Source organism: Aureimonas sp. AU4, assembly GCF_001463765.1.
In the GTDB taxonomy this organism is placed as follows: Bacteria; Pseudomonadota; Alphaproteobacteria; order Rhizobiales; family Rhizobiaceae; genus Aureimonas.
In genome coordinates, this window is the sequence record NZ_BBWK01000070.1 from 38,321 (window position 1) to 55,269 (window position 16,949).

The window sequence follows — 16,949 nt, forward strand, 5'->3', positions numbered from 1 at the left end:
CAGATGCAGTTGGGCCACCAAGCCGTCTTTTGCCGCCCGGACGTTGCGGCCCCCCTGTGCGGAACGCTAACCGATGCCTAGCTTCGCCGGGCCCAAGCCCCGCTCGCCAGCCCGCCGCAGACGCCAAGGACACCCATGATCCCGACGATCGCCATCCTGGCCAGCGAGACGCCCGATGCCGAGGAGGCCGCGCAGAGCCTGCGCGTTCTCTACGAGACCACCGATCCCGACCATGCCGACGTGATCGTGGCGCTCGGCGGCGACGGCTTCATGCTCCAGGTGCTGCACCGGTTCATGGACACCGGCCGCCCGATCTACGGCATGAACAAGGGCACGATCGGCTTCCTGATGAACGACTACCGCGAGGGCGACCTGATCGGCCGCATCACGCGGGCGGTCGAGAACGAGATCCGCCCGCTCCAGATGACGGCGATCGATGAGGACGGGCTTCCCCACTCGGCGCTCGCCATCAACGAGGTCGCCCTGTTCCGGCAGTCCTACCAGGCGGCGCGGCTCAAGATCTCGATCAACGGCAAGACGCGGCTGGAGGAACTGGTCTGCGACGGCGTGCTGGTCGCAACGCCCACGGGCTCGACGGCCTACAACCTTTCGGCCCAGGGACCCATCATCCCGATCGACGCGCCGCTCCTGGCCCTGACGCCGGTCAGCGCCTTCCGGCCCCGCCGCTGGCGCGGGGCGCTCCTCAAGAGCCATCAGATCGTCGACATCGAGGTGCTGGAGGCCGCCAAGCGGCCGGTCAATGCGGTGGCTGACCACCGGGAGGTGAAGTCAGTGCAGCGCATCACGATCCGCCAGTCGTCCGAACTGCGGAGCCTCATCCTCTTCGACCCCGAGCATTCTTGGGACGAGCGAATCCTTGCCGAGCAGTTCCGCTACTAGAGACCGGCCCGCGTGGCGTTATCAAGCGGCGAGATAACGCTCGGCGCGCTTGCGGGCGGTGAAGCGCTGCGTCTCGCTGGCGAGGCGATGGAGGAGGTCGCGCACCGCCTCGAGATCGTCGCGGCCCCGCTCCTGGGCGCGGAAGGCGATCACGACGCGGTCCATCACGGTCGAGGCCAGATCGACCGGATCGATCTCGTCGCCGCTCGAGACGTCCTTCCAGGCCCGCACGGCCGAGAGCATGAGCGGCACGACCGCGAAGGGCACGCCGGCGGCGCGAAGGAGCGCCGTGAAGCTCGGCTCGCTCGCATCCACGATGAGGCTGCGCACGCGCGCTTCCGGCAGGCGGCTGAGGCGCGCGAGGGCGGCCGCGAAGAGATCGACCCGCCCGCAGCAGACCGCACGCACCAGAACCGCCGTCGTCAGCTGCTGCGTGGTGCGCAGGTGCTCGGCGAAGGCCGCGACGTCCGTCCTCTCCAGAAGATCGATGAGGGCGGCGGTCGCCTGCTCGACGAGTTCCTGCGAAAGCTGCGCGACGCGCTCCTCGCCGAGCGCACCCTGAACGAGCGGCAGGGAGCAGAGGGTCTCGCCGAGCGCCATCAGGAGCGAGTGGCGAAGGTCGGCCGGAATGTCGGAGCGCAGGAGAAGCGCGTGGCGCAACTCGCCGTCCGCCGCAAAGCCGGCGCCCATGCGTCGCAGAAGGTCGGGCGCGATCGCGGCGTCGTCGTTTCGGGACAGCTCCAGAAGCGCGTCGCGGTCTCCGCTCGCCACGAGCGCCGCCATGACCTCGGGAAGCAGCAACTCGCGGCCGGCGACCGCCAGGCGAACGGCGGGACTACCGCTCTGCGCGAGGTCCACGAGATCGCCCGCCGACAGCATGGGCGAGCGCGCGACGACGCGGGTGGCGATCTCGTCCGTGTCCTTCGCCAGTCCGAGCACCAGCTGACGCGACACGCGATCGGACCCCGCGACGATGCGCGCCATGGTGGCGCGGACGCGGGGGGACGGATCGTCGAGGGCGAACAGAAGCGCGGCCTCGGCCTCGCGGGTTTCGGCAGGCAGGAAGCGATTCTGCGTGACGGCCTCGGCCAGGAGCGCGACGCCGGACGCCCGCTCCGCGCTGCCCGCGACCGCGCACCACGATACGAAATGCTGAGCGAGCATGAGGAACTCCGGGTGCCATACGCTGTGACACCGCCATTCCTCCTCGCAATCGGTTTATAAAGCGTTCACCACGTCCGGTAGCGTCTCGCTAACGCTGCACTTCAACGGGAAGGCCCGGCTCGGCGGACAGGTCGGAGGCGTCGGGCCGGCGCGGACGTTTCATCGGGAAGACCTCGCGGGTCACGGCGTAGTCGAGATAGCCGAGACGCGACAGCGGCTCTGCGAGGTCGACCGCGATCATCCCGTCCCGCAGGATGCGCTCGTCGATGTGGATGCCGACGACCTGACCCATGACGATCACGGTCTCGCTCGGCTGCCCGTCCAGCGTTTCGGGACGGAAGCTCTGCGTGACCCGGCATTCGAGCGCCGCATAGGCCTCGGCTACGAGAGGGGCCGAGACGAGGCTCGCGGCGCGCTCGGTCACTCCCGCGATCGCGAACTCGCTGACGCCGCGCGGCGCCGGGGCGGAGGAGCGCACCAGCGCGTTGGCCAGATGCGACGAGGCGAAGTTGGCGACGAACTCGCCGCTTTCCACGGCGAAGGTGGCGCTGTCCTTCGCGCCGGACGACCCGAAGAGCACGAGCTTCGGATCGTCGGAAACCGCCGAGAAGAAGCTGTAGGGGGCGAGATTCACCGCGCCCGAGCGCGAGCGCGTCGAGATCCACCCGATCGGGCGGGGCGCGACGATCGCCTTGAAGGGGTCGTGCGGCAGCCCGTGCCGATTCTCCGCCGTCTTGTAGAACATCACGCGACGCCCGCCTCGGTGACGCGATCGGCGATCGCGGGACGGGGCCGGTCGCTCGGGCGCTCCTCGGGCGTTCCGATATACACGAAGCCGGCGACCTTCTCGTCGGCGCCGATACCCATGAGCGCCTTCGCCTCCTCGTCGTAGGCGACCCATTCGGTGATCCAGTTCGCGCCGTAGCCGCGCGCATGGGCCGCGTGGATGAGGTTCATGGTCGCAGCGCCCACCGAGAGGATCTGCTCCCATTCGGGGATCTTGAAGTGCGGCTTGGCGGTCGAGACGACACCGACCACCAGGGGCGCGCGCGTGAAGCGCGTCTCCTCGAAGGCGCGGCGCCCCTCGCCGAGCGGCCCCTCGCGGCGCTCGGCCAGTTCCGCCAGCCTTTGACTCATCGCCGCCGCGCCTTCGCCCCGGAACAGGATGAAGCGCCAGGGCGCGAGCTTGCCGTGATCGGGAACCCGCATCGCCTCGGTCAGGATCGCCTCGAGTTCCGCGCCCTCGGGTCCTGGCGCGCGAAGCGCGGGAATCGGAACGGAGCGGCGGGTCGAGAGCAGGGTCTGGGCGTCGATCACGACGGGTATCCTCGGATGCGGTGGGCTCGGGGCGGAGATAGATCGTTCAGCCGGTGAAATCCAACGCCGTTCGTCTGCCCCCGGCTTTCGCCATGAAATCGTCTATGCGATGTCCTTCATGGGTCGGGAACAGAAATGGGGAATGCTCGCATTGGAGCTAGGCAGGCAACCGACCGCGACGAGTGACCGGGCACGTCGCGTTCTCTGCGCGACCATGCTCGTGGGGCTCCTCGCCGGGTCGCAGGCCTTCGCGCAGGGCAGCCCGCCGGGCGGTGGTCCGGGCGGCGGGGGAAGCGGTCCGGGAGATCAGGTGCCAGGCGCCTACGCCTCGCCCTCCGCGATCCCGAAGGACCCTGCCGCCTCCGATATCGGCATCCCGAAGATCGATCCTTTGAAGCGGCTCGAGCCCATCGCCCTGCCCCAGCGCCAGGGCGACCTGCCGGCCCCCGACCTGAAGCTGCCCGCCCTGCCCGCCTACGCGCCGCAGGCGACCGAACCGCGCCTCCAGATCGGGCGTCCGCCGAAGAGCCTCGTTCTCACCGCCACGCTCGGCGAGGGCGGACCCCGCATTCCCGACCAGTTGATCTGGCGCCTCTTCGCTCCCCTGCCCGGCCCGGACGGCAAGCTGCCGCTGGTCGCGGTGGCACGCGGCGGCGAGGCCGTGTTCGACGTGCCGGCCGGCTCCTACCTGCTCCACCTCGGCTTCGGGCGGGCGGGCATGACGCGGCGGATCGACTTTTCCGGCGAGCAGACGCGCGAGACCGTGGCGCTGGAGGCCGGCGGCCTGCGACTCAACGCGACGGCGGCCACGAAGAAGCTGATCCGCTCGGACGCACTGCGCTTCGACATCTACAGCGCGGCGACCGACGACACGGACAGGCGCCTCGTCGCCTCGGACGTGCGGGCCGGCGTCGTGACGCGACTGAACGCCGGCGACTACCATGTCGTCTCGAACTACGGCACCGTGAACGCCACGGTGCGCGCGGACCTGCGCGTCGAGCCGGGCCGCATCACCGATGCGACGCTCCAGCATCACGCGGCGCAGCTGACCATGAAGCTCGTGCGAGAGCCTGGCGGCGAGGCCATCGCCGACACGGCCTGGGTGATCACGACCGACCAGGGCGACCTCGTGCGCGACAACGTGGTCAGCGCCTTTCCCTCGATGGTGCTCGAGGAAGGAAACTACGTGATTTCCGCGCGGAACAAAGATCGTCTGTTCCAGCGCCCCTTCTCGGTGAAGGCCGGCGAGAACACCGATGTCGAGGTACTGACCTCGGATCTCATCGATCCGAACGACCCTTCGCTCGGCAGCGGCGACTGAGCAGCATTGGGAAGGGCCCGGAGGCCCTTCCCCTTCATCGCGTCAGGCGGCGACCGCGGGGTCGGCGGGCGCCCGCCGACGCAGGTCCGGCGCCGTCGCCTCCTCGCGCAGCGCCGCAAGCGCGGCATCGAGCGACATGGCCTCCTGGTCTCGCGAGCCGAGCCGCCGCACGTTCACGGAGAGCTCCTCGGCCTCGCGCTTGCCGCAGACCAGGATCACCGGCACCTTGGCGTGGCTGTGCTCGCGAACCTTGTAGTTGATCTTCTCGTTGCGAAGATCGCTTTCCACTCGCAGCCCTGCCGCGCGCAGGATGTCGGTCACCTCCTGCGCGTAGGCGTCGGCTTCCGAGGTGATGGTCGCGACCACCACCTGCGTCGGCGAGAGCCAGAGCGGGAAATGACCCGCGAAGTTCTCGATCAGGATGCCAAGGAAGCGCTCCATCGAGCCGCAGATGGCGCGGTGGATCATCACCGGCACCTTCTTTTCCGACGAGGCGTCGATGTAGAAGGCTCCGAAGCGCTCCGGCAGGTTGAAGTCGACCTGCGTCGTGCCGCACTGCCATTCGCGGCCGATCGCGTCGCGCAGCGTGTACTCGAACTTCGGACCGTAGAAGGCGCCCTCGCCCGGATTGATGCCGGTCTTGATGCGCCCGCCGGACTCCCGCTCGATGCGCTCCAGAACCTCGGTCATCACCCGCTCGGCATGGTCCCACAGCGCGTCGGACCCGACACGCTTCTCGGGCCGCGTCGACAGCTTCACGACCACTTCCTCGAAGCCGAAGTCGCGATAGACCGAGAGGATCAGATCGTTGATCTTCAGGCACTCGTCCGCCATCTGCTCCTCGGTGCAGAAGACGTGCGCGTCGTCCTGCGTGAAGCCGCGCACGCGCATCAGCCCGTGCATGGCGCCGGAGGGCTCGTAGCGGTGGACGGTTCCGAATTCCGCATAGCGGATGGGCAGATCGCGATAGCTCTTCAAGCCATGCTTGAAGATCATGACGTGCCCCGGGCAGTTCATCGGCTTGAGGGCGAAGACGCGCTTGTCCTCCGCCTCGTCGCCGGCCGACTGCACCTGGAACATGTTCTCGCGATACCAGCCCCAGTGGCCGGACGTTTCCCAGAGCGACTTGTCGAGCACCTGCGGCGCGTTCACCTCGGCGTAGTCCCCCTTGAGGCGGCGACGCATGTAGCCGACGAGGTCCTGGAACAGCGACCAGCCCTTCGGGTGCCAGAACACGACGCCCGGTCCCTCCTCCTGGAAATGGAAGAGGTCCATCTCGCGGCCGAGCCGCCTATGGTCGCGCTTCTCGGCCTCCTCCAGGACGTGGAGGTAGTTCTTGAGCTGATCGGGCGTCGCCCAGGCCGTGCCGTAGATGCGCGTGAGCATCGGGTTGTTGGAGTCGCCGCGCCAGTAGGCGCCCGCGACCTTCATCAGCTTGAAGGCCTCGCCGACATGGCCCGTCGAGGGCATGTGCGGACCGCGGCACAGGTCGAACCACTCGCCCTGGCGGTAGATCTTGAGATCCTGACCCTCGGGAATGGCGTCGACGAGCTGCACCTTGTAGGTCTCGCCCTTCTCGCCGAAGACGCGGCGCGCCTCCTCGCGCGGCCAGACTTCCTTCGTGAAGGGCGCATTGCGGCGGATGATCTCCGCCATCTTCTTCTCGATCACCGGCAGGTCGTCGGGCGTGAAGGGCACGTCCTTGGCGAAGTCGTAGTAGAAGCCGTTCTCGATCACCGGGCCGATCGTGACCTGGGTCCCCGGCCAAAGCTCCTGCACGGCCTCGGCGAGGACGTGGGCGGCGTCGTGCCGGATCAGCTCCAGCGCGCGCGGATCCTCGCGCGTCACGATCTCGATCGCGCCGGAGCGCTCGATCGGGTCGGACAGGTCTCGCAGTTCGCCGTCCAGCGAATAGGCGAGCGCCTTTTTGGCCAGCGACTTGGAGATGCCGGCCGCGACCGCGGCGCCGGTGGTGCCGGGCTCGACGGGGCGAACGGAATGGTCGGGAAACCGGAGTTCGATCATGGGTCTTCCTTTTCGCTCACCCCCGCCCACCATGCGGGAAAGCCTTGTCGATCGATGAGGCGCGGCGGCATGCCGCGCGAGAGGCGCGACTTGTCACAAGCCGCGACGAGGGGCAAGAGTCCGCAGGCTCAGCGGCGCTCGGTCGGCACCGGATCGTGTCCCGCCCGGCCGAAGGGCCCGCAGCGCGCGACGCGCCGCGCCGTCAGCCAGCCGCCGAGCCAGAGGCCATGCCGCGCGATGGCCTCGTAGCCGTATTCCGAACAGGTCGGCACGTGGCGGCAATGGCCGCCGACGAAGGGCGAGAAGGCGATCTGGTAGACGCGGATCAGCGCGACGCCGAAGAGGCGGCCGGGCGTGCGACGCCAGGGGCCGTCGTAGTTGCGACCGTGGACGGGTCGGCGGCTCAAGCCGCCTCGCGCCGCTTCGCCTCCGCCAGGTCCAGCGCCGAGACGACCGCGTCGAAGGTCAGGAGCGTCGAGGCATAGCGCGCCTTGTGGGCGCGCACGGGCTCCAGGTAGCGCAGCTCCTCAAAGCGCCCCGTCGGCGGCGGCCCCTCGCTTTTCAGCATGGCCGTCATGGTGTCGCGCAGCGCCCGCAGTTCCTCCGCCGTCGCGCCGACCACGTGCCGCGCCATGACGGACGACGAAGCCTGCCCGAGCGCGCAGGCGCGGACCTCGTGGGCGAAGTCGGTGACGACGCCGTCCTCCAGGCACAGATCGACGGTCACGGTCGAGCCGCAGAGCTTGGAATGGGCGGTCGCAGTCCCGTCGGGTGCCTCCAGGCGACCAAGGCGACCGATGTTGCCGGCCCAATCGAGGATGCGGGCATTGTAGAGGTCATCGATCATGCTGCGCCTGTTGGACGGTTCGTCGCCCGGCCATGTCTTCAAACGTCGGGCGTGGTCCGTATATAGGAGAGGCCGTCGCGGAATGCGACGCGCCGGCCGCCCGGGCGCGGCGTCCCGTTGACGGGCGCGCGAGCTTGGATCATGACCCGAACGCGGCTCGGGTGGGACGAACCCCGTCGATCGGTGCCGACCGAGATGGGGAACCGGAGTCCGGGAACAGCACCATGGATGCCATCGCCGACAAGACCAGGGACCAGCCCGTGGCGGACGAGGCGCGGCCGAGCCGGGCCGAGGCCGAGGCCGCCGTCGAGGTCCTGCTTCGCTGGATCGGCGAAAATCCCAAGCGTGAAGGACTGATCGACACGCCCCGTCGCGTCGTGAAGGCGTTCGAGGAGATCTATGGCGGCTATCGCCAGGATCCGGCCTCGGTGCTCGAGCGCACCTTCGAGGAGGTCGCGGGCTACGACGAGATGGTGCTCGTTCGCGACATAGATTTCACCTCGCATTGCGAGCACCACATGGTTCCGATCATCGGGCGGGCGCATGTCGCCTATCTGCCGGAGGGTCGCGTGCTCGGCCTTTCCAAGATCGCGCGGATCGTCGACATCTACGCCCGCCGCCTTCAGACGCAGGAGGCGATGACCGAGCAGGTTGCAGCCATGATCGACGGCGCGCTGACGCCGCGCGGCGTCGCGGTCATGATCGAGGCCGAGCACATGTGCATGTCCATGCGCGGCATCCGCACCAAGGGCTCCTCCACTGTGACGAGCGCCTTCTACGGCGCCTTTCGCAACGATCCCGCCCAGCAGGCGCGCTTCACCGCGCTGGCGCTGAAGCGATGAACGCCGTCTTCGAGCTACCGGCCGACAAGGCCGCGTGCGAGGAGGGCGAACGCCTGACGCCTCGCTTCGACGCGCAGGGGCTGGTCACGGCCGTGGTCACGGACGCCTCGTCCGGCGAACTCCTGATGGTGGCGCACATGGACGCGGAGGCGCTGGATCTGACGATCCGCACCGGCGTCGCCCACTATCGCTCCCGCTCGCGCAACACCCTCTGGAAGAAGGGCGAAACCTCGGGCGCGCTGCAGAGCGTGCGCGAGCTGCGCGTCGATTGCGATCAGGACGCCGTCTGGATCAAGGTCGACGTCGCGAAGCCGGACGATACATGCCACACGGGACGGCCCAGTTGCTTCTATCGCCGCCTCGATCCTGCGCGCGACGGCGGACGAAGGCTCGTCTTCGATTGAAGCATCGGATCGGGCCTTGGTCCTGAAGGATCTGGAAAGACCTTTCGGCCCACGATGAGCCTCGATCCGCTGTCCCGCGCCGGGGCGAGCGGGGTCGTCGACCGGCCGCTGGGGGGACGGAAACCGCACGCGATGCTGCAGCAAGTCTTCCGACGTGTCGTGATCGCGGCCAAGCCGGCGGAGTCCCGTCCGGCCCGCCGCCCGCCGCCGCCCGTGCGCGGCGTCGCCCTCGCCTTGGGCGGAGGGGCCGCGAGGGGCTGGGCGCATATCGGCGTCCTGCGGGCGTTCGACGAGGAGAAGATTCCGATCTCGATGATCGCCGGCACATCGATCGGCGCGCTTGTCGGCGGCTGCTACCTCGCCGGCCGGCTGGACGAGCTGGAAGCCTTCGCCCACTCGCTGACGCGCACCGGCATGATGCGCTTCCTCGACTTCCGCTGGGGCGGCGCCGGCTTCATCGGCGGAGAGCGATTGCACCGACGCCTGATCGAGCACTTGGCCGACGTGCGCATCGAGGATCTCGACCGGCCCATGGTCTGCGTCGCGACCGAGGCGCGCTCGGGGCACGAGGTCTGGCTCGACCAGGGCTCGCTGGTTCTGGCCATGCGTGCGTCCTACGCGCTTCCGGGCATCTTTCAGCCGGTTGAGTGCGGCGGACGCCAGCTCTTCGACGGGGCGCTGGTGAACCCGGTTCCGGTCTCGGTCTGCCGCGTCTACGAGGCGCCGCTCGTGATCGCCGTGAACCTGCACTACGACCTGTTCGGGCGCGCGGCTGTCCTGCGGATGCGTGCCGGGCACGCGAACGCGGCGGAGTCCGACGAGCCGGAGGCCGGCGCGCCGCTCCTGTCGGGCCTGCAGGCCGTCGAGACGCGGCGCGAGAAGATCGGCATCGCGCGGTCCATGGTGGATGCGTTCAACATCATCCAGGACCGTATCTCCCGGGCGCGGCTGGCCGGCGATCCGCCGGATCTCTCGCTGCACCCGCGCGTGCGGGACATCGGGCTGTCCGAGTTCTTCCGCGCCCGCGAGTCGATCCGCTTCGGCTACGAGGAGGCGATGCGGGCGATGCCCGAGATCCGTCGGCTATGCGAGGAACTGGGCACCGCCTGACACGCTATCCGGCGTGGATATAGGTCCGCATCTGCTCGGCCTCCTCCTCGACCTCCTCGATGCGACGCTTCACGATGTCGCCGATCGACACGATGCCGACGAGAAGCTCGCCGTTCTCGCACACGGGCAGATGGCGGAAGCGGCCACGGGTCATGATCTCCATGGCTTCGTCCACCGTCGTCTCCTCGTCGGCGAGCGTGACCGCCGTGGTCATGACCGAGGAGACGGTTTGGCCAAGGGCCGCCGCGCCGTCTCTTGCGATCGCCTTCACGACGTCGCGCTCCGACAGGATGCCGATCACGTTGCCGGCCTCGCCGAGCGTGACGAGCGCGCCGATCTTGCGGGCCGCCAGAAGCTGGGCTGCCGCCTCCAGCGTCGCCGAAGGATCGACGGTCGCGACCTCTCGGCCCTTGTTCTCCAGGATGGTGCGTATGGACATGCCTTCCTCCCACAGGAATGGACCAGACCCGTCCCATGGTGGAGCCGCTCACGCGCGAACGCAACGGGTCCTCACGGCCGGAGCCGGGCATCCTCCGCCTCGAAGCGGTCCGGTCGCGGCGCGCGATCAAAGAGATCGAAGGCTAGGAGGCCGAACAGGAAGCCGCCGACATGGGCCTCCCAGGCGATGGCGCCGCCCTCGCCCAGGAGAAAGGCGGCGCCCGATCCCATCGCGACATTCGTCACGAAGAAGATGACGATGAAGAAGAGCACGGTGCGATCCGTCAGGCTCTCGCGAAGCGTCAGCCGGGGGACGTAGGCCGGCTCGCCCCAGCGCTGGGCGCCGCCCGACAGGGCGAAGCGCGCGGCCGCCCCCATCAGCGCCGAAACGACGCCCGAAGCGCCGATCATGGGCTGGAGCAGCGACGGGTTGAGAAGATCGAAGAGAAGCGCGCCCGCCGCCGCGCCCAGCGCGCAGAAGATCAGAAAGCGACCCGTGCCGATGCGTCGCGCGACCGGCGTGCCGAAGGCCAGGAGCCAGACGGCGTTGGTCAGGAAGTGGGTCCAGTCCCCGTGCAGGAAGGCATGGGAGAGCGGCGAGACGACGTTGGCCCACGGCTCGCGCAGCACGCAGACATCGTCGGCGGAGCGATAGCAGTCCGGGATCATCGAGAAGTTGAGCAGCGTCCAGATATCCTGCGTCTCGGTGAGGACCTGCATGCGCACGACATGGACGAGGGCGAGGACCACGATCGTCGCCAGAACCACGAAGGGTACGTTGATCGCGGGCGGGTTCGGCCGGCGCGGCGGATCGTCGGCTTGGGGTTCGATGGTCACGGGCGCGATATCTCCTGCGGGCATACCCGGGTTTTACCGTGGCCGGACGTTCCGGCAACGCGACGGCGGCGTGGTCCTACCTCTTTCTTACGCGCGGCCGGCGCCGGGAACCGGCCGTTAACCGTCAATATCCTATGAGGGAACCCAACCCTCACGCGAATGGGCCTGGCGATGCTCAACGTTCTTCCCCCGATCCCGGCCGTCGCCGATGACCGGCGCGCCTTCAAGCGGGTGAACGTCGATCTTCTGGGCCGCTTCATGCTGGAGAACCGCAGCGAGTATCCCTGCCGCATCGGCAACATGTCGCCTGGCGACGTGGGGGTCGTCACGCCGGTCGTGCCGCGCGCGGGTGAGCGCGTCATCCTCTATGCCGATCATGTAGGTCGCCTGGAGGGCGCCGTCACCCGCCTCTACAGCGGAGGCTTCGCTCTCGTCACGCAGGCGACCGATCGCAAGCGCGAGAAGCTGGCGGCCAAGCTGATGTGGCTGGCCAACCGGCACGAACTCTCCCTGCCGGAGGATCGCCGCCACGAGCGTATCGAGCCGCGCAACCCGGTCATCGAGATGGTGCTGGAAGACGGCCGGCGCTACGAGGTCCGCATCCAGGACCTGTCGCTCTCCGGCGCGGCCGTCCTGTGCGCGGTCCGTCCGGCGATCGGCGCGCGCCTGACGCTGGGAACGATGCACGGTCGTGTCGTCCGCCAGATCGAGGACGGCGTCGCGATCGAGTTCGCGTCGCTCCAAACGCCCGAGTCGCTGGACCGCAACTTCAGCTGACGCGTCAAAGAGGCCGGTTATCGCGCCTCGTCTGTGGATAAGATGAGGGGACTGTGGACAAGTCCGCGCCCCTCTTGCGTCCCGCGTTAACCGCCTGATCGCGCCTTCTTAACCACGCACGGCAAGCGGTCCTGCATCGCGTGTGCGCATCCTTCTTCAACTCCATGAACGCCGGCGACCTCTTGCCTTAACGGATGGGGGCCGTTGCGCGGCGCCGCGCGGGCTTGGCTCGGTCGCGTCGTTCAGGAAGCTTGACGCGACCGTTACATGCCTTCCAGATCGTAACCGCATGTCATGAGAATTTAAGGCTATTCCTTTGCATCCAGGCAAGCATAGTCTCTAAACAGAAAGCGGGTAATTCGCCTAAAAAGCCGATTTTCCGTTTGTTCTTGAAGTAAAACCGACCTGCGACTGTCGCCTCAACGAACGAGGAGACAGTCGTGAAGCGCCTTTCCATCGCAGCCCTCATCGCACTCACGGCCGGTCTCTCGACGGCCCATGCTGCCTCTGTGGGAATGACGGTTCGCGGCGCGACGTCCCAGCCTGTGGGTCACTACGACTTCTGCAAGCGGACCCCGGCGGAATGCACGACCAACGAGCGGAGCGGACCGATCGCCGTGACCGAGAAGGTCTGGGAGACGATCGTCGAGGTCAACAACGCGGTGAACGTCGGCATCACGCCGCGCACGGACGAAGAGATCTACGGCGTTGCGGAGTACTGGGCCTATCCGACGACGGAAGGCGACTGCGAGGACTTCGCGCTTCTCAAGCAGTACATGCTGGAGCGGGAGGGTTTTCCACGCTCGGCCATGCTGCTGACGGTGGTCCGCCAGCAGAACGGCGACGGCCATGCCGTTCTGACGCTGCGCACGGACCGCGGCGACCTGATCCTCGACAATCTGGATCGTCGCGTGCTCGACTGGACGCAGACCACCTATCACTACCTGAAGCGCCAGTCCGACACGGACGCTGCGCGCTGGGTGGCGATCGAGGACGACCGCGACCTTCTGGTGGGCAGCGTGCGGCGCTGATCCCACCGGACGGCGACGGGGCTCATCGAAACGAACGCTCGCTGCCGAGGAAAACGGTTCAAGCCCCCTCCGCGACCGGGCGGTCGCGAAGGGGGGGGGGGGGTTGCGCAGGTTCAGTCGAGGTCGATGTCTAGGATCGTCATCGTGAGGTGGTAGGAGGTCTCGCCCTCGTCGGTGTCCTTCGAGATGAGACCGCCGAACTCGCCGCCGATGTAGAGCTCGGCCGTGTCGTTCTTGCGCGGCATGGCCTTCACCTGAAGGTCGACGCCCTTGAAGGTGCGCTTCAGGTAGGCTTCGAGCTTGCGTATTTCGTCAGGCTTCACGTGTGCTGCTCCTGGGCATTGAGCGAGGGGGCGTCGCCTCGTCGGCGCGCCGTGGAAAAGGGATGAGCGGGAACCGAAACCGTCAGTCCTCGGCTCGGTCGAATTCCTGGTCCATGGACCGGGCGGGAACGCTGCTCTCGGGTCGACCGATCACGCGCGCGGGAATACCCGCCACCGTGGAATGGGGCGGCACCTCCTTCAGGACGACCGAGCCCGAGGCGATCTTCGAGCAGTCGCCGACGCGGATGTTGCCGAGGATCTTGGCCCCCGCCCCGATCAGGACGCCGTTGCCGATCTTCGGGTGACGGTCGCCGAACTCCTTGCCCGTGCCGCCGAGCGTCACGTCCTGCAGGATCGAGACGTTGTCGCCGATGCGCGCCGTGAAGCCGACCACCAGCCCCGTCGCATGGTCGAGGAAGATGCCGCGCCCCATGACGGAGGCGGGATGGATGTCGGTCTGGAAGACGGAGGACGAGCGGGACTGGAGGTAGAGAGCGAAGTCGGTCCGCTGCCGCGTCCAGAGCCAGTGCGCGAGGCGATGGGTCTGGATGGCGTGGAAGCCCTTGAAGTAGAGCAGCGGCTCGATGCGGCGCTCGCAGGCCGGATCCCGGTCGAACACCGCCTGCAGATCGGTCCGCAGGACGTTGCCCCATTCGGCATTCTCGGCCGCCATCTCGAGGAAAGCCTGCTCGATATGGCAGGCCGGCAGGTCGGAATGATCGAGACGCTGAGAGATGCGATGCGCGACGCTCTCCTCCAGCGTCCGGTGGTTCAGCACGGTCCCGTACAGAAAGGCGCTCAGCGCCGGCTCGCGCTCGGAGGCGGCCTGCGCTTCCTCGCGGATCTGGGCCCAGATCGGATCCACCAGTTGCAGGCGGTCCGCCGTCTTGTAGGCGATGGTCATGAGGTTCGCCCTTCGAAAGGTGCAAAATCAGCTCGTCGGCGAGGCAGATAGGCTCGGTCGCCGCGGGCACCAGTGGATGCGCCGGAGCGGGTCACGGCGCGAAGCGCTCCCGGTGGCGCCCGAGGAAGTCCACGACGGCCGCCTTGAAGGTCCGGTCACCGACCGCGAGCATATGGTCGCGCTTCTCGATGGCGAAGGCCTCGCCCGCCGGGAGCAGAGCCGCCAGCTCCTCCGGCGAGCCCGCGATCTCGTCGCGCGTGCCGACCCCGACCAGCGCGGGCTGGGTGATGCGCGCCACCTCGTCGCGGCCGACCTCGCGGCGCGAATGCGTGATGCAGGCCGCCAGCGCCTGTCGGTTGGAACGCGTGCGGTCGGCAAAGGCGCGGAACATGCGTCCGCGCTCGTCCGAGACGTCGTCGAGCGACGGCGCGAGCAGCGCCTCCACGATCGGGTCCCAGTCGCCGACCCCGTTCACGAGGCCGATGCCGAGACCGCCGAAGACCAGCACAGGCCAACGCTGGGCGTCGGAAAGCGCCGCGAAGGCACTGACGCGCGCGCCCATCGAGTAGCCGAAGGCAGCCGCCCGCCGAATGCCGCGCGCCTCCAGGAGCGCGCGCATGTCGCCGGCCATTCGCTGCGGCGTGTACTGCTCGGGATCGAGCGGCTTGTCGCTGTCGCCGTGGCCGCGATGGTCGAAGGCGAGAACACGGTAACCCGCACTGGTCAGCGTCGCGACCCAGCCGGGATCGATCCAGTTGACGCGCAGGCTCGAGGCGAAGCCGTGCACCAGCATGACGACGGGCGCGTCCCGCGCGCCCTCGTCGATGAAGGCGAGCTCGAAGCCATAGCTCTGAAATCGGTCCGTCATCGTGCAGCCTCGATCGTCCATGCCGCTCGATAGCGCGAAGGATGGGCGCAGAACCACCCTGTTCTTTGCGCAGTCCCCGCCTTATGGTCCCGCGCGAAACGAACCGCCCGCTCTCGAGGAGCCGATCCATGGCCAATCACGGCACCCCCCACTTCCAGAACGATGCCGGCTACGACGTGATCTCGATCGGCGTCACCGAATTCATGTGCGTCGGCGCCAATCCCCCCTACGACCATCCGCATGTCTATCTCGACATGGGCGACGAGGGCGAGAAGGTCTGTTCCTACTGCTCGACCCTCTACCGTCTCGACAAGACGCTGAAGACCTACGAAACGCGCCCGGCCGGCTGCCTCTACCGCGACCCGCAGGCCGCCTGACACGCGAACCATGCGCATCGCCGTCGCGGGAGCGGGCATCGGCGGGCTGACCGCCGCGCTCGCCCTGGCGCGAAGCGGGCGCAGGGTCACCGTCTTCGAACGCGCGCCGGCCCTGACGGCGATCGGGGCGGGCCTGCAGCTCTCGCCCAACGCCCTTGACGTTCTCGATCGCCTCGGCGTTGCCGCCCGCATGTCCGGGGCGGTCGCGGCCGACGCCGTGACGCTGCGGCGCGGAGCGAGCGGGCGCGCGATCGCTCGTGTTCCTGTCGGCTCGAGCGACGGGCATGGCTACGTTTCCCTCCTGCGATCCGACCTGCAGGACGCCCTCCTTGCGAGCCTGCGCGCCGAGCCTCGCATCGACCTGCGCCTCGGACACGATCTGGCGGGCGCCGAACGCGCCGTGGGCTGGACCCTGCGCTTTGCGACGGGGCAGCCGGACTTCGCTTGCGACCTCCTTGTCGCAGCCGACGGCGTTCGCTCCCGGATCGCCGCCGCGCTCGGCCGCCCGGATCCCCGCGACGAGGGCGTCTCGGCGGTTCGCCTTCGCATCTTGCGACCGGCGCCGCCCGGCATCGAAGCCTGGCTCGGTTCGCGCCGCCATGCGGTCAGCTACCCCGTGGCCGGCGGGCGCGAAACGAACCTTGTCCTGATCGTTCCGAGTGCAGACGCCGCGGACGACCCGTCCCGCGTTTTCGATGGTTGGGACAGGCGGCTTCTGGACCTGATCGGCACTGGCGACGCGATGGGCGCATGGCCGCTTCTCACGCGAGCGCCGCGCTGGCGCGAACCCGGGCTCGCCTATGTCGGCGATGCCGCCCACGCCATGCTGCCCTACGCCGCGCAGGGTGCGGCGATGGCGATCGAGGACGGGTGGGTTCTGGCCGCCTCGCTCGCTCGTGCCTTGGAGCCGGAGGCGGCGCTCACGGCCTATGAGGCGGCACGGGAGGCGCGCGTGAAGCGGGTTCTCGGGCGCGTCGCCTTTCATCGGATGGTCTATCACCTGCCCGCCCCCATCTCGCTCGCGCGGAATCTCGTTCTGGCGGTGACGCCGGCTAAACAGTTGAAAGATAAGCTCGCCTGGCTTTACGACTGGCGCGCATCCACGGTCGATTTCACGGCGCGCTGATCCTTCCCACGCGTTTCCTTTCGCCAGGTCGCACCTATGTGACGCGTCCCGCGGGCCATCTTGTTTCGGATGGCCGGCGCGGCGTCGGTCCAAGCGGCCGCATCCGCGCCGACCCCGCGCACTGTAAGGGACAGATGCGACGAAAGGTCGACCGATGCTAGGACTACCCAAGGCGGGGCGCATGATCTGCGTCACCGCGCTGGCCGCTTCCACCGCCCTGACAGGCCCCCTGGCCGCACTGGCCCAGGGCACCGAAGCGCCTCCGCCGGCGATGCGCGAAGCGCCGCCGGAGCCCGGCGCTCGCGGCGGCGGCGAGCCTCAGGGCGAGCGTCCGGCAC

Annotated in this window: 21 protein-coding genes; 10 read left to right on the plus strand and 11 right to left on the minus strand. The window is 68.5% G+C overall.

Going from position 1 to position 16,949, the window contains the following annotated elements; genetic code table 11:
• The first annotated feature begins 135 nt into the window (after nucleotides 1-135).
• Nucleotides 136-900, plus strand: a complete 765-nt coding sequence (locus AUL35_RS18330) for an NAD kinase (RefSeq protein ID WP_062017533.1) — start codon at nucleotides 136-138, stop codon at nucleotides 898-900.
• A gap of 21 nt (nucleotides 901-921) precedes the next feature.
• Here the strand turns inward: AUL35_RS18330 and AUL35_RS18335 are convergent, their stop codons facing one another.
• From AUL35_RS18335 to AUL35_RS18345, 3 genes are all read right to left on the minus strand, one after another.
• Nucleotides 922-2,064, minus strand: a complete 1,143-nt coding sequence (locus tag AUL35_RS18335) for a DUF2336 domain-containing protein (protein ID WP_062017535.1) — start codon at nucleotides 2,062-2,064, stop codon at nucleotides 922-924.
• 88 nt (nucleotides 2,065-2,152) lie between these two features.
• Nucleotides 2,153-2,809 carry a flavin reductase family protein gene (locus AUL35_RS18340; RefSeq protein WP_062017536.1) on the minus strand — a complete coding sequence of 219 codons (657 nt, stop codon included), beginning with the start codon at nucleotides 2,807-2,809 and terminating at the stop codon, nucleotides 2,153-2,155.
• Nucleotides 2,809-3,381 (minus strand): nitroreductase, encoded by a 573-nt coding sequence (locus tag AUL35_RS18345; protein WP_082666438.1) that lies wholly within the window; start codon nucleotides 3,379-3,381, stop codon nucleotides 2,809-2,811. Before AUL35_RS18345 ends, AUL35_RS18340 begins: the two co-directional genes overlap by 1 nt.
• Nucleotides 3,382-3,601: 220 nt before the next feature.
• On the opposite strand from AUL35_RS18345, the gene AUL35_RS18350 reads away from it, so the two are divergent.
• Complete coding sequence (locus tag AUL35_RS18350; protein ID WP_244493820.1) at nucleotides 3,602-4,702, plus strand: hypothetical protein; 1,101 nt, start codon at nucleotides 3,602-3,604, stop codon at nucleotides 4,700-4,702.
• A 42-nt stretch (nucleotides 4,703-4,744) separates the two neighbouring features.
• On the opposite strand, the gene thrS is transcribed toward AUL35_RS18350, so the two are convergent.
• The 3 genes from thrS to AUL35_RS18365 all read right to left on the minus strand — a co-directional run bounded on the left by thrS (nucleotide 4,745) and on the right by AUL35_RS18365 (nucleotide 7,574).
• Complete coding sequence (gene thrS, locus AUL35_RS18355) at nucleotides 4,745-6,727, minus strand: threonine--tRNA ligase (RefSeq protein WP_062017540.1); 1,983 nt, start codon at nucleotides 6,725-6,727, stop codon at nucleotides 4,745-4,747.
• A gap of 128 nt (nucleotides 6,728-6,855) precedes the next feature.
• Nucleotides 6,856-7,134, minus strand: a complete 279-nt coding sequence (gene yidD / locus AUL35_RS18360) for a membrane protein insertion efficiency factor YidD (protein WP_062017542.1) — start codon at nucleotides 7,132-7,134, stop codon at nucleotides 6,856-6,858.
• Nucleotides 7,131-7,574 (minus strand): iron-sulfur cluster assembly scaffold protein, encoded by a 444-nt coding sequence (locus tag AUL35_RS18365; RefSeq protein ID WP_062017544.1) that lies wholly within the window; start codon nucleotides 7,572-7,574, stop codon nucleotides 7,131-7,133. Before AUL35_RS18365 ends, yidD begins: the two co-directional genes overlap by 4 nt.
• Nucleotides 7,575-7,798: 224 nt before the next feature.
• Here AUL35_RS18365 and folE point away from each other — a divergent pair, with 224 nt between their 5' ends.
• From folE to AUL35_RS18380, 3 genes are all read left to right on the plus strand, one after another.
• Nucleotides 7,799-8,416, plus strand: a complete 618-nt coding sequence (gene folE / locus AUL35_RS18370; RefSeq protein WP_062017546.1) for a GTP cyclohydrolase I FolE — start codon at nucleotides 7,799-7,801, stop codon at nucleotides 8,414-8,416.
• Nucleotides 8,413-8,820 (plus strand): phosphoribosyl-AMP cyclohydrolase, encoded by a 408-nt coding sequence (hisI, locus tag AUL35_RS18375; RefSeq protein WP_062017548.1) that lies wholly within the window; start codon nucleotides 8,413-8,415, stop codon nucleotides 8,818-8,820. The genes folE and hisI overlap by 4 nt, the downstream gene beginning before the upstream one ends.
• 132 nt (nucleotides 8,821-8,952) lie before the next feature.
• Nucleotides 8,953-9,930, plus strand: coding sequence for a patatin-like phospholipase family protein (locus AUL35_RS18380; RefSeq protein WP_082666439.1), 978 nt, complete (start codon nucleotides 8,953-8,955; stop codon nucleotides 9,928-9,930).
• A gap of 4 nt (nucleotides 9,931-9,934) precedes the next feature.
• Here AUL35_RS18380 and AUL35_RS18385 read toward each other — a convergent pair whose 3' ends face one another.
• Nucleotides 9,935-10,369, minus strand: coding sequence for a CBS domain-containing protein (locus AUL35_RS18385; RefSeq protein WP_062017550.1), 435 nt, complete (start codon nucleotides 10,367-10,369; stop codon nucleotides 9,935-9,937).
• Between the two features lie 71 nt (nucleotides 10,370-10,440).
• Nucleotides 10,441-11,205, minus strand: a complete 765-nt coding sequence (locus AUL35_RS18390; RefSeq protein ID WP_062017552.1) for a rhomboid family intramembrane serine protease — start codon at nucleotides 11,203-11,205, stop codon at nucleotides 10,441-10,443.
• 171 nt (nucleotides 11,206-11,376) lie between these two features.
• Between AUL35_RS18390 and AUL35_RS18395 the strand changes: the two genes are divergently transcribed.
• The gene (locus tag AUL35_RS18395; RefSeq protein ID WP_062017568.1) at nucleotides 11,377-11,982 is read left to right on the plus strand and encodes a PilZ domain-containing protein; all 606 of its coding nucleotides are present in this window, start codon (nucleotides 11,377-11,379) and stop codon (nucleotides 11,980-11,982) included.
• A gap of 440 nt (nucleotides 11,983-12,422) precedes the next feature.
• The gene (locus tag AUL35_RS18400) at nucleotides 12,423-13,013 is read left to right on the plus strand and encodes a transglutaminase-like cysteine peptidase (protein WP_062017554.1); all 591 of its coding nucleotides are present in this window, start codon (nucleotides 12,423-12,425) and stop codon (nucleotides 13,011-13,013) included.
• 113 nt (nucleotides 13,014-13,126) lie between these two features.
• Here AUL35_RS18400 and AUL35_RS18405 read toward each other — a convergent pair whose 3' ends face one another.
• The 3 genes from AUL35_RS18405 to AUL35_RS18415 form a co-directional block, all read right to left on the minus strand.
• The gene (locus AUL35_RS18405) at nucleotides 13,127-13,336 is read right to left on the minus strand and encodes a DUF3126 family protein (RefSeq protein ID WP_062017556.1); all 210 of its coding nucleotides are present in this window, start codon (nucleotides 13,334-13,336) and stop codon (nucleotides 13,127-13,129) included.
• Nucleotides 13,337-13,418: 82 nt separating this feature from the next.
• Nucleotides 13,419-14,240, minus strand: coding sequence for a serine O-acetyltransferase (cysE, locus tag AUL35_RS18410; protein ID WP_062017558.1), 822 nt, complete (start codon nucleotides 14,238-14,240; stop codon nucleotides 13,419-13,421).
• Nucleotides 14,241-14,331: 91 nt separating this feature from the next.
• A complete protein-coding gene (locus AUL35_RS18415) occupies nucleotides 14,332-15,108 on the minus strand; it encodes an alpha/beta fold hydrolase (RefSeq protein ID WP_062017570.1) in 777 nt (258 codons plus the stop codon).
• Nucleotides 15,109-15,236: 128 nt separating this feature from the next.
• Between AUL35_RS18415 and AUL35_RS18420 the strand changes: the two genes are divergently transcribed.
• The 3 genes from AUL35_RS18420 to AUL35_RS22265 form a co-directional block, all read left to right on the plus strand.
• Nucleotides 15,237-15,485: a zinc-finger domain-containing protein gene (locus tag AUL35_RS18420; protein ID WP_062017560.1), complete on the plus strand. Its 249-nt coding sequence runs from the start codon at nucleotides 15,237-15,239 to the stop codon at nucleotides 15,483-15,485.
• 10 nt (nucleotides 15,486-15,495) lie between these two features.
• Nucleotides 15,496-16,611 carry an FAD-dependent monooxygenase gene (locus AUL35_RS18425; protein WP_062017562.1) on the plus strand — a complete coding sequence of 372 codons (1,116 nt, stop codon included), beginning with the start codon at nucleotides 15,496-15,498 and terminating at the stop codon, nucleotides 16,609-16,611.
• A gap of 154 nt (nucleotides 16,612-16,765) precedes the next feature.
• Nucleotides 16,766-16,949, plus strand: a 184-nt coding sequence (locus tag AUL35_RS22265) for a hypothetical protein (protein ID WP_202814286.1), incomplete at its 3' end; no start/stop codon positions are given.

Coding starts and splice junctions, on each gene's coding strand:
- AUL35_RS18330 (WP_062017533.1), top strand. CDS start 136: ATGATCCCGACGATCGCCATCCTGGCCAGCGAGACGCCCGATGCCGAG.
- AUL35_RS18335 (WP_062017535.1), bottom strand. CDS start 2,064: ATGCTCGCTCAGCATTTCGTATCGTGGTGCGCGGTCGCGGGCAGCGCG.
- AUL35_RS18340 (WP_062017536.1), bottom strand. CDS start 2,809: ATGTTCTACAAGACGGCGGAGAATCGGCACGGGCTGCCGCACGACCCC.
- thrS (WP_062017540.1), bottom strand. CDS start 6,727: ATGATCGAACTCCGGTTTCCCGACCATTCCGTTCGCCCCGTCGAGCCC.
- AUL35_RS18365 (WP_062017544.1), bottom strand. CDS start 7,574: ATGATCGATGACCTCTACAATGCCCGCATCCTCGATTGGGCCGGCAAC.
- folE (WP_062017546.1), top strand. CDS start 7,799: ATGGATGCCATCGCCGACAAGACCAGGGACCAGCCCGTGGCGGACGAG.
- hisI (WP_062017548.1), top strand. CDS start 8,413: ATGAACGCCGTCTTCGAGCTACCGGCCGACAAGGCCGCGTGCGAGGAG.
- AUL35_RS18380 (WP_082666439.1), top strand. CDS start 8,953: ATGCTGCAGCAAGTCTTCCGACGTGTCGTGATCGCGGCCAAGCCGGCG.
- AUL35_RS18385 (WP_062017550.1), bottom strand. CDS start 10,369: ATGTCCATACGCACCATCCTGGAGAACAAGGGCCGAGAGGTCGCGACC.
- AUL35_RS18395 (WP_062017568.1), top strand. CDS start 11,377: ATGCTCAACGTTCTTCCCCCGATCCCGGCCGTCGCCGATGACCGGCGC.
- cysE (WP_062017558.1), bottom strand. CDS start 14,240: ATGACCATCGCCTACAAGACGGCGGACCGCCTGCAACTGGTGGATCCG.
- AUL35_RS18415 (WP_062017570.1), bottom strand. CDS start 15,108: ATGACGGACCGATTTCAGAGCTATGGCTTCGAGCTCGCCTTCATCGAC.
- AUL35_RS18420 (WP_062017560.1), top strand. CDS start 15,237: ATGGCCAATCACGGCACCCCCCACTTCCAGAACGATGCCGGCTACGAC.
- AUL35_RS18425 (WP_062017562.1), top strand. CDS start 15,496: ATGCGCATCGCCGTCGCGGGAGCGGGCATCGGCGGGCTGACCGCCGCG.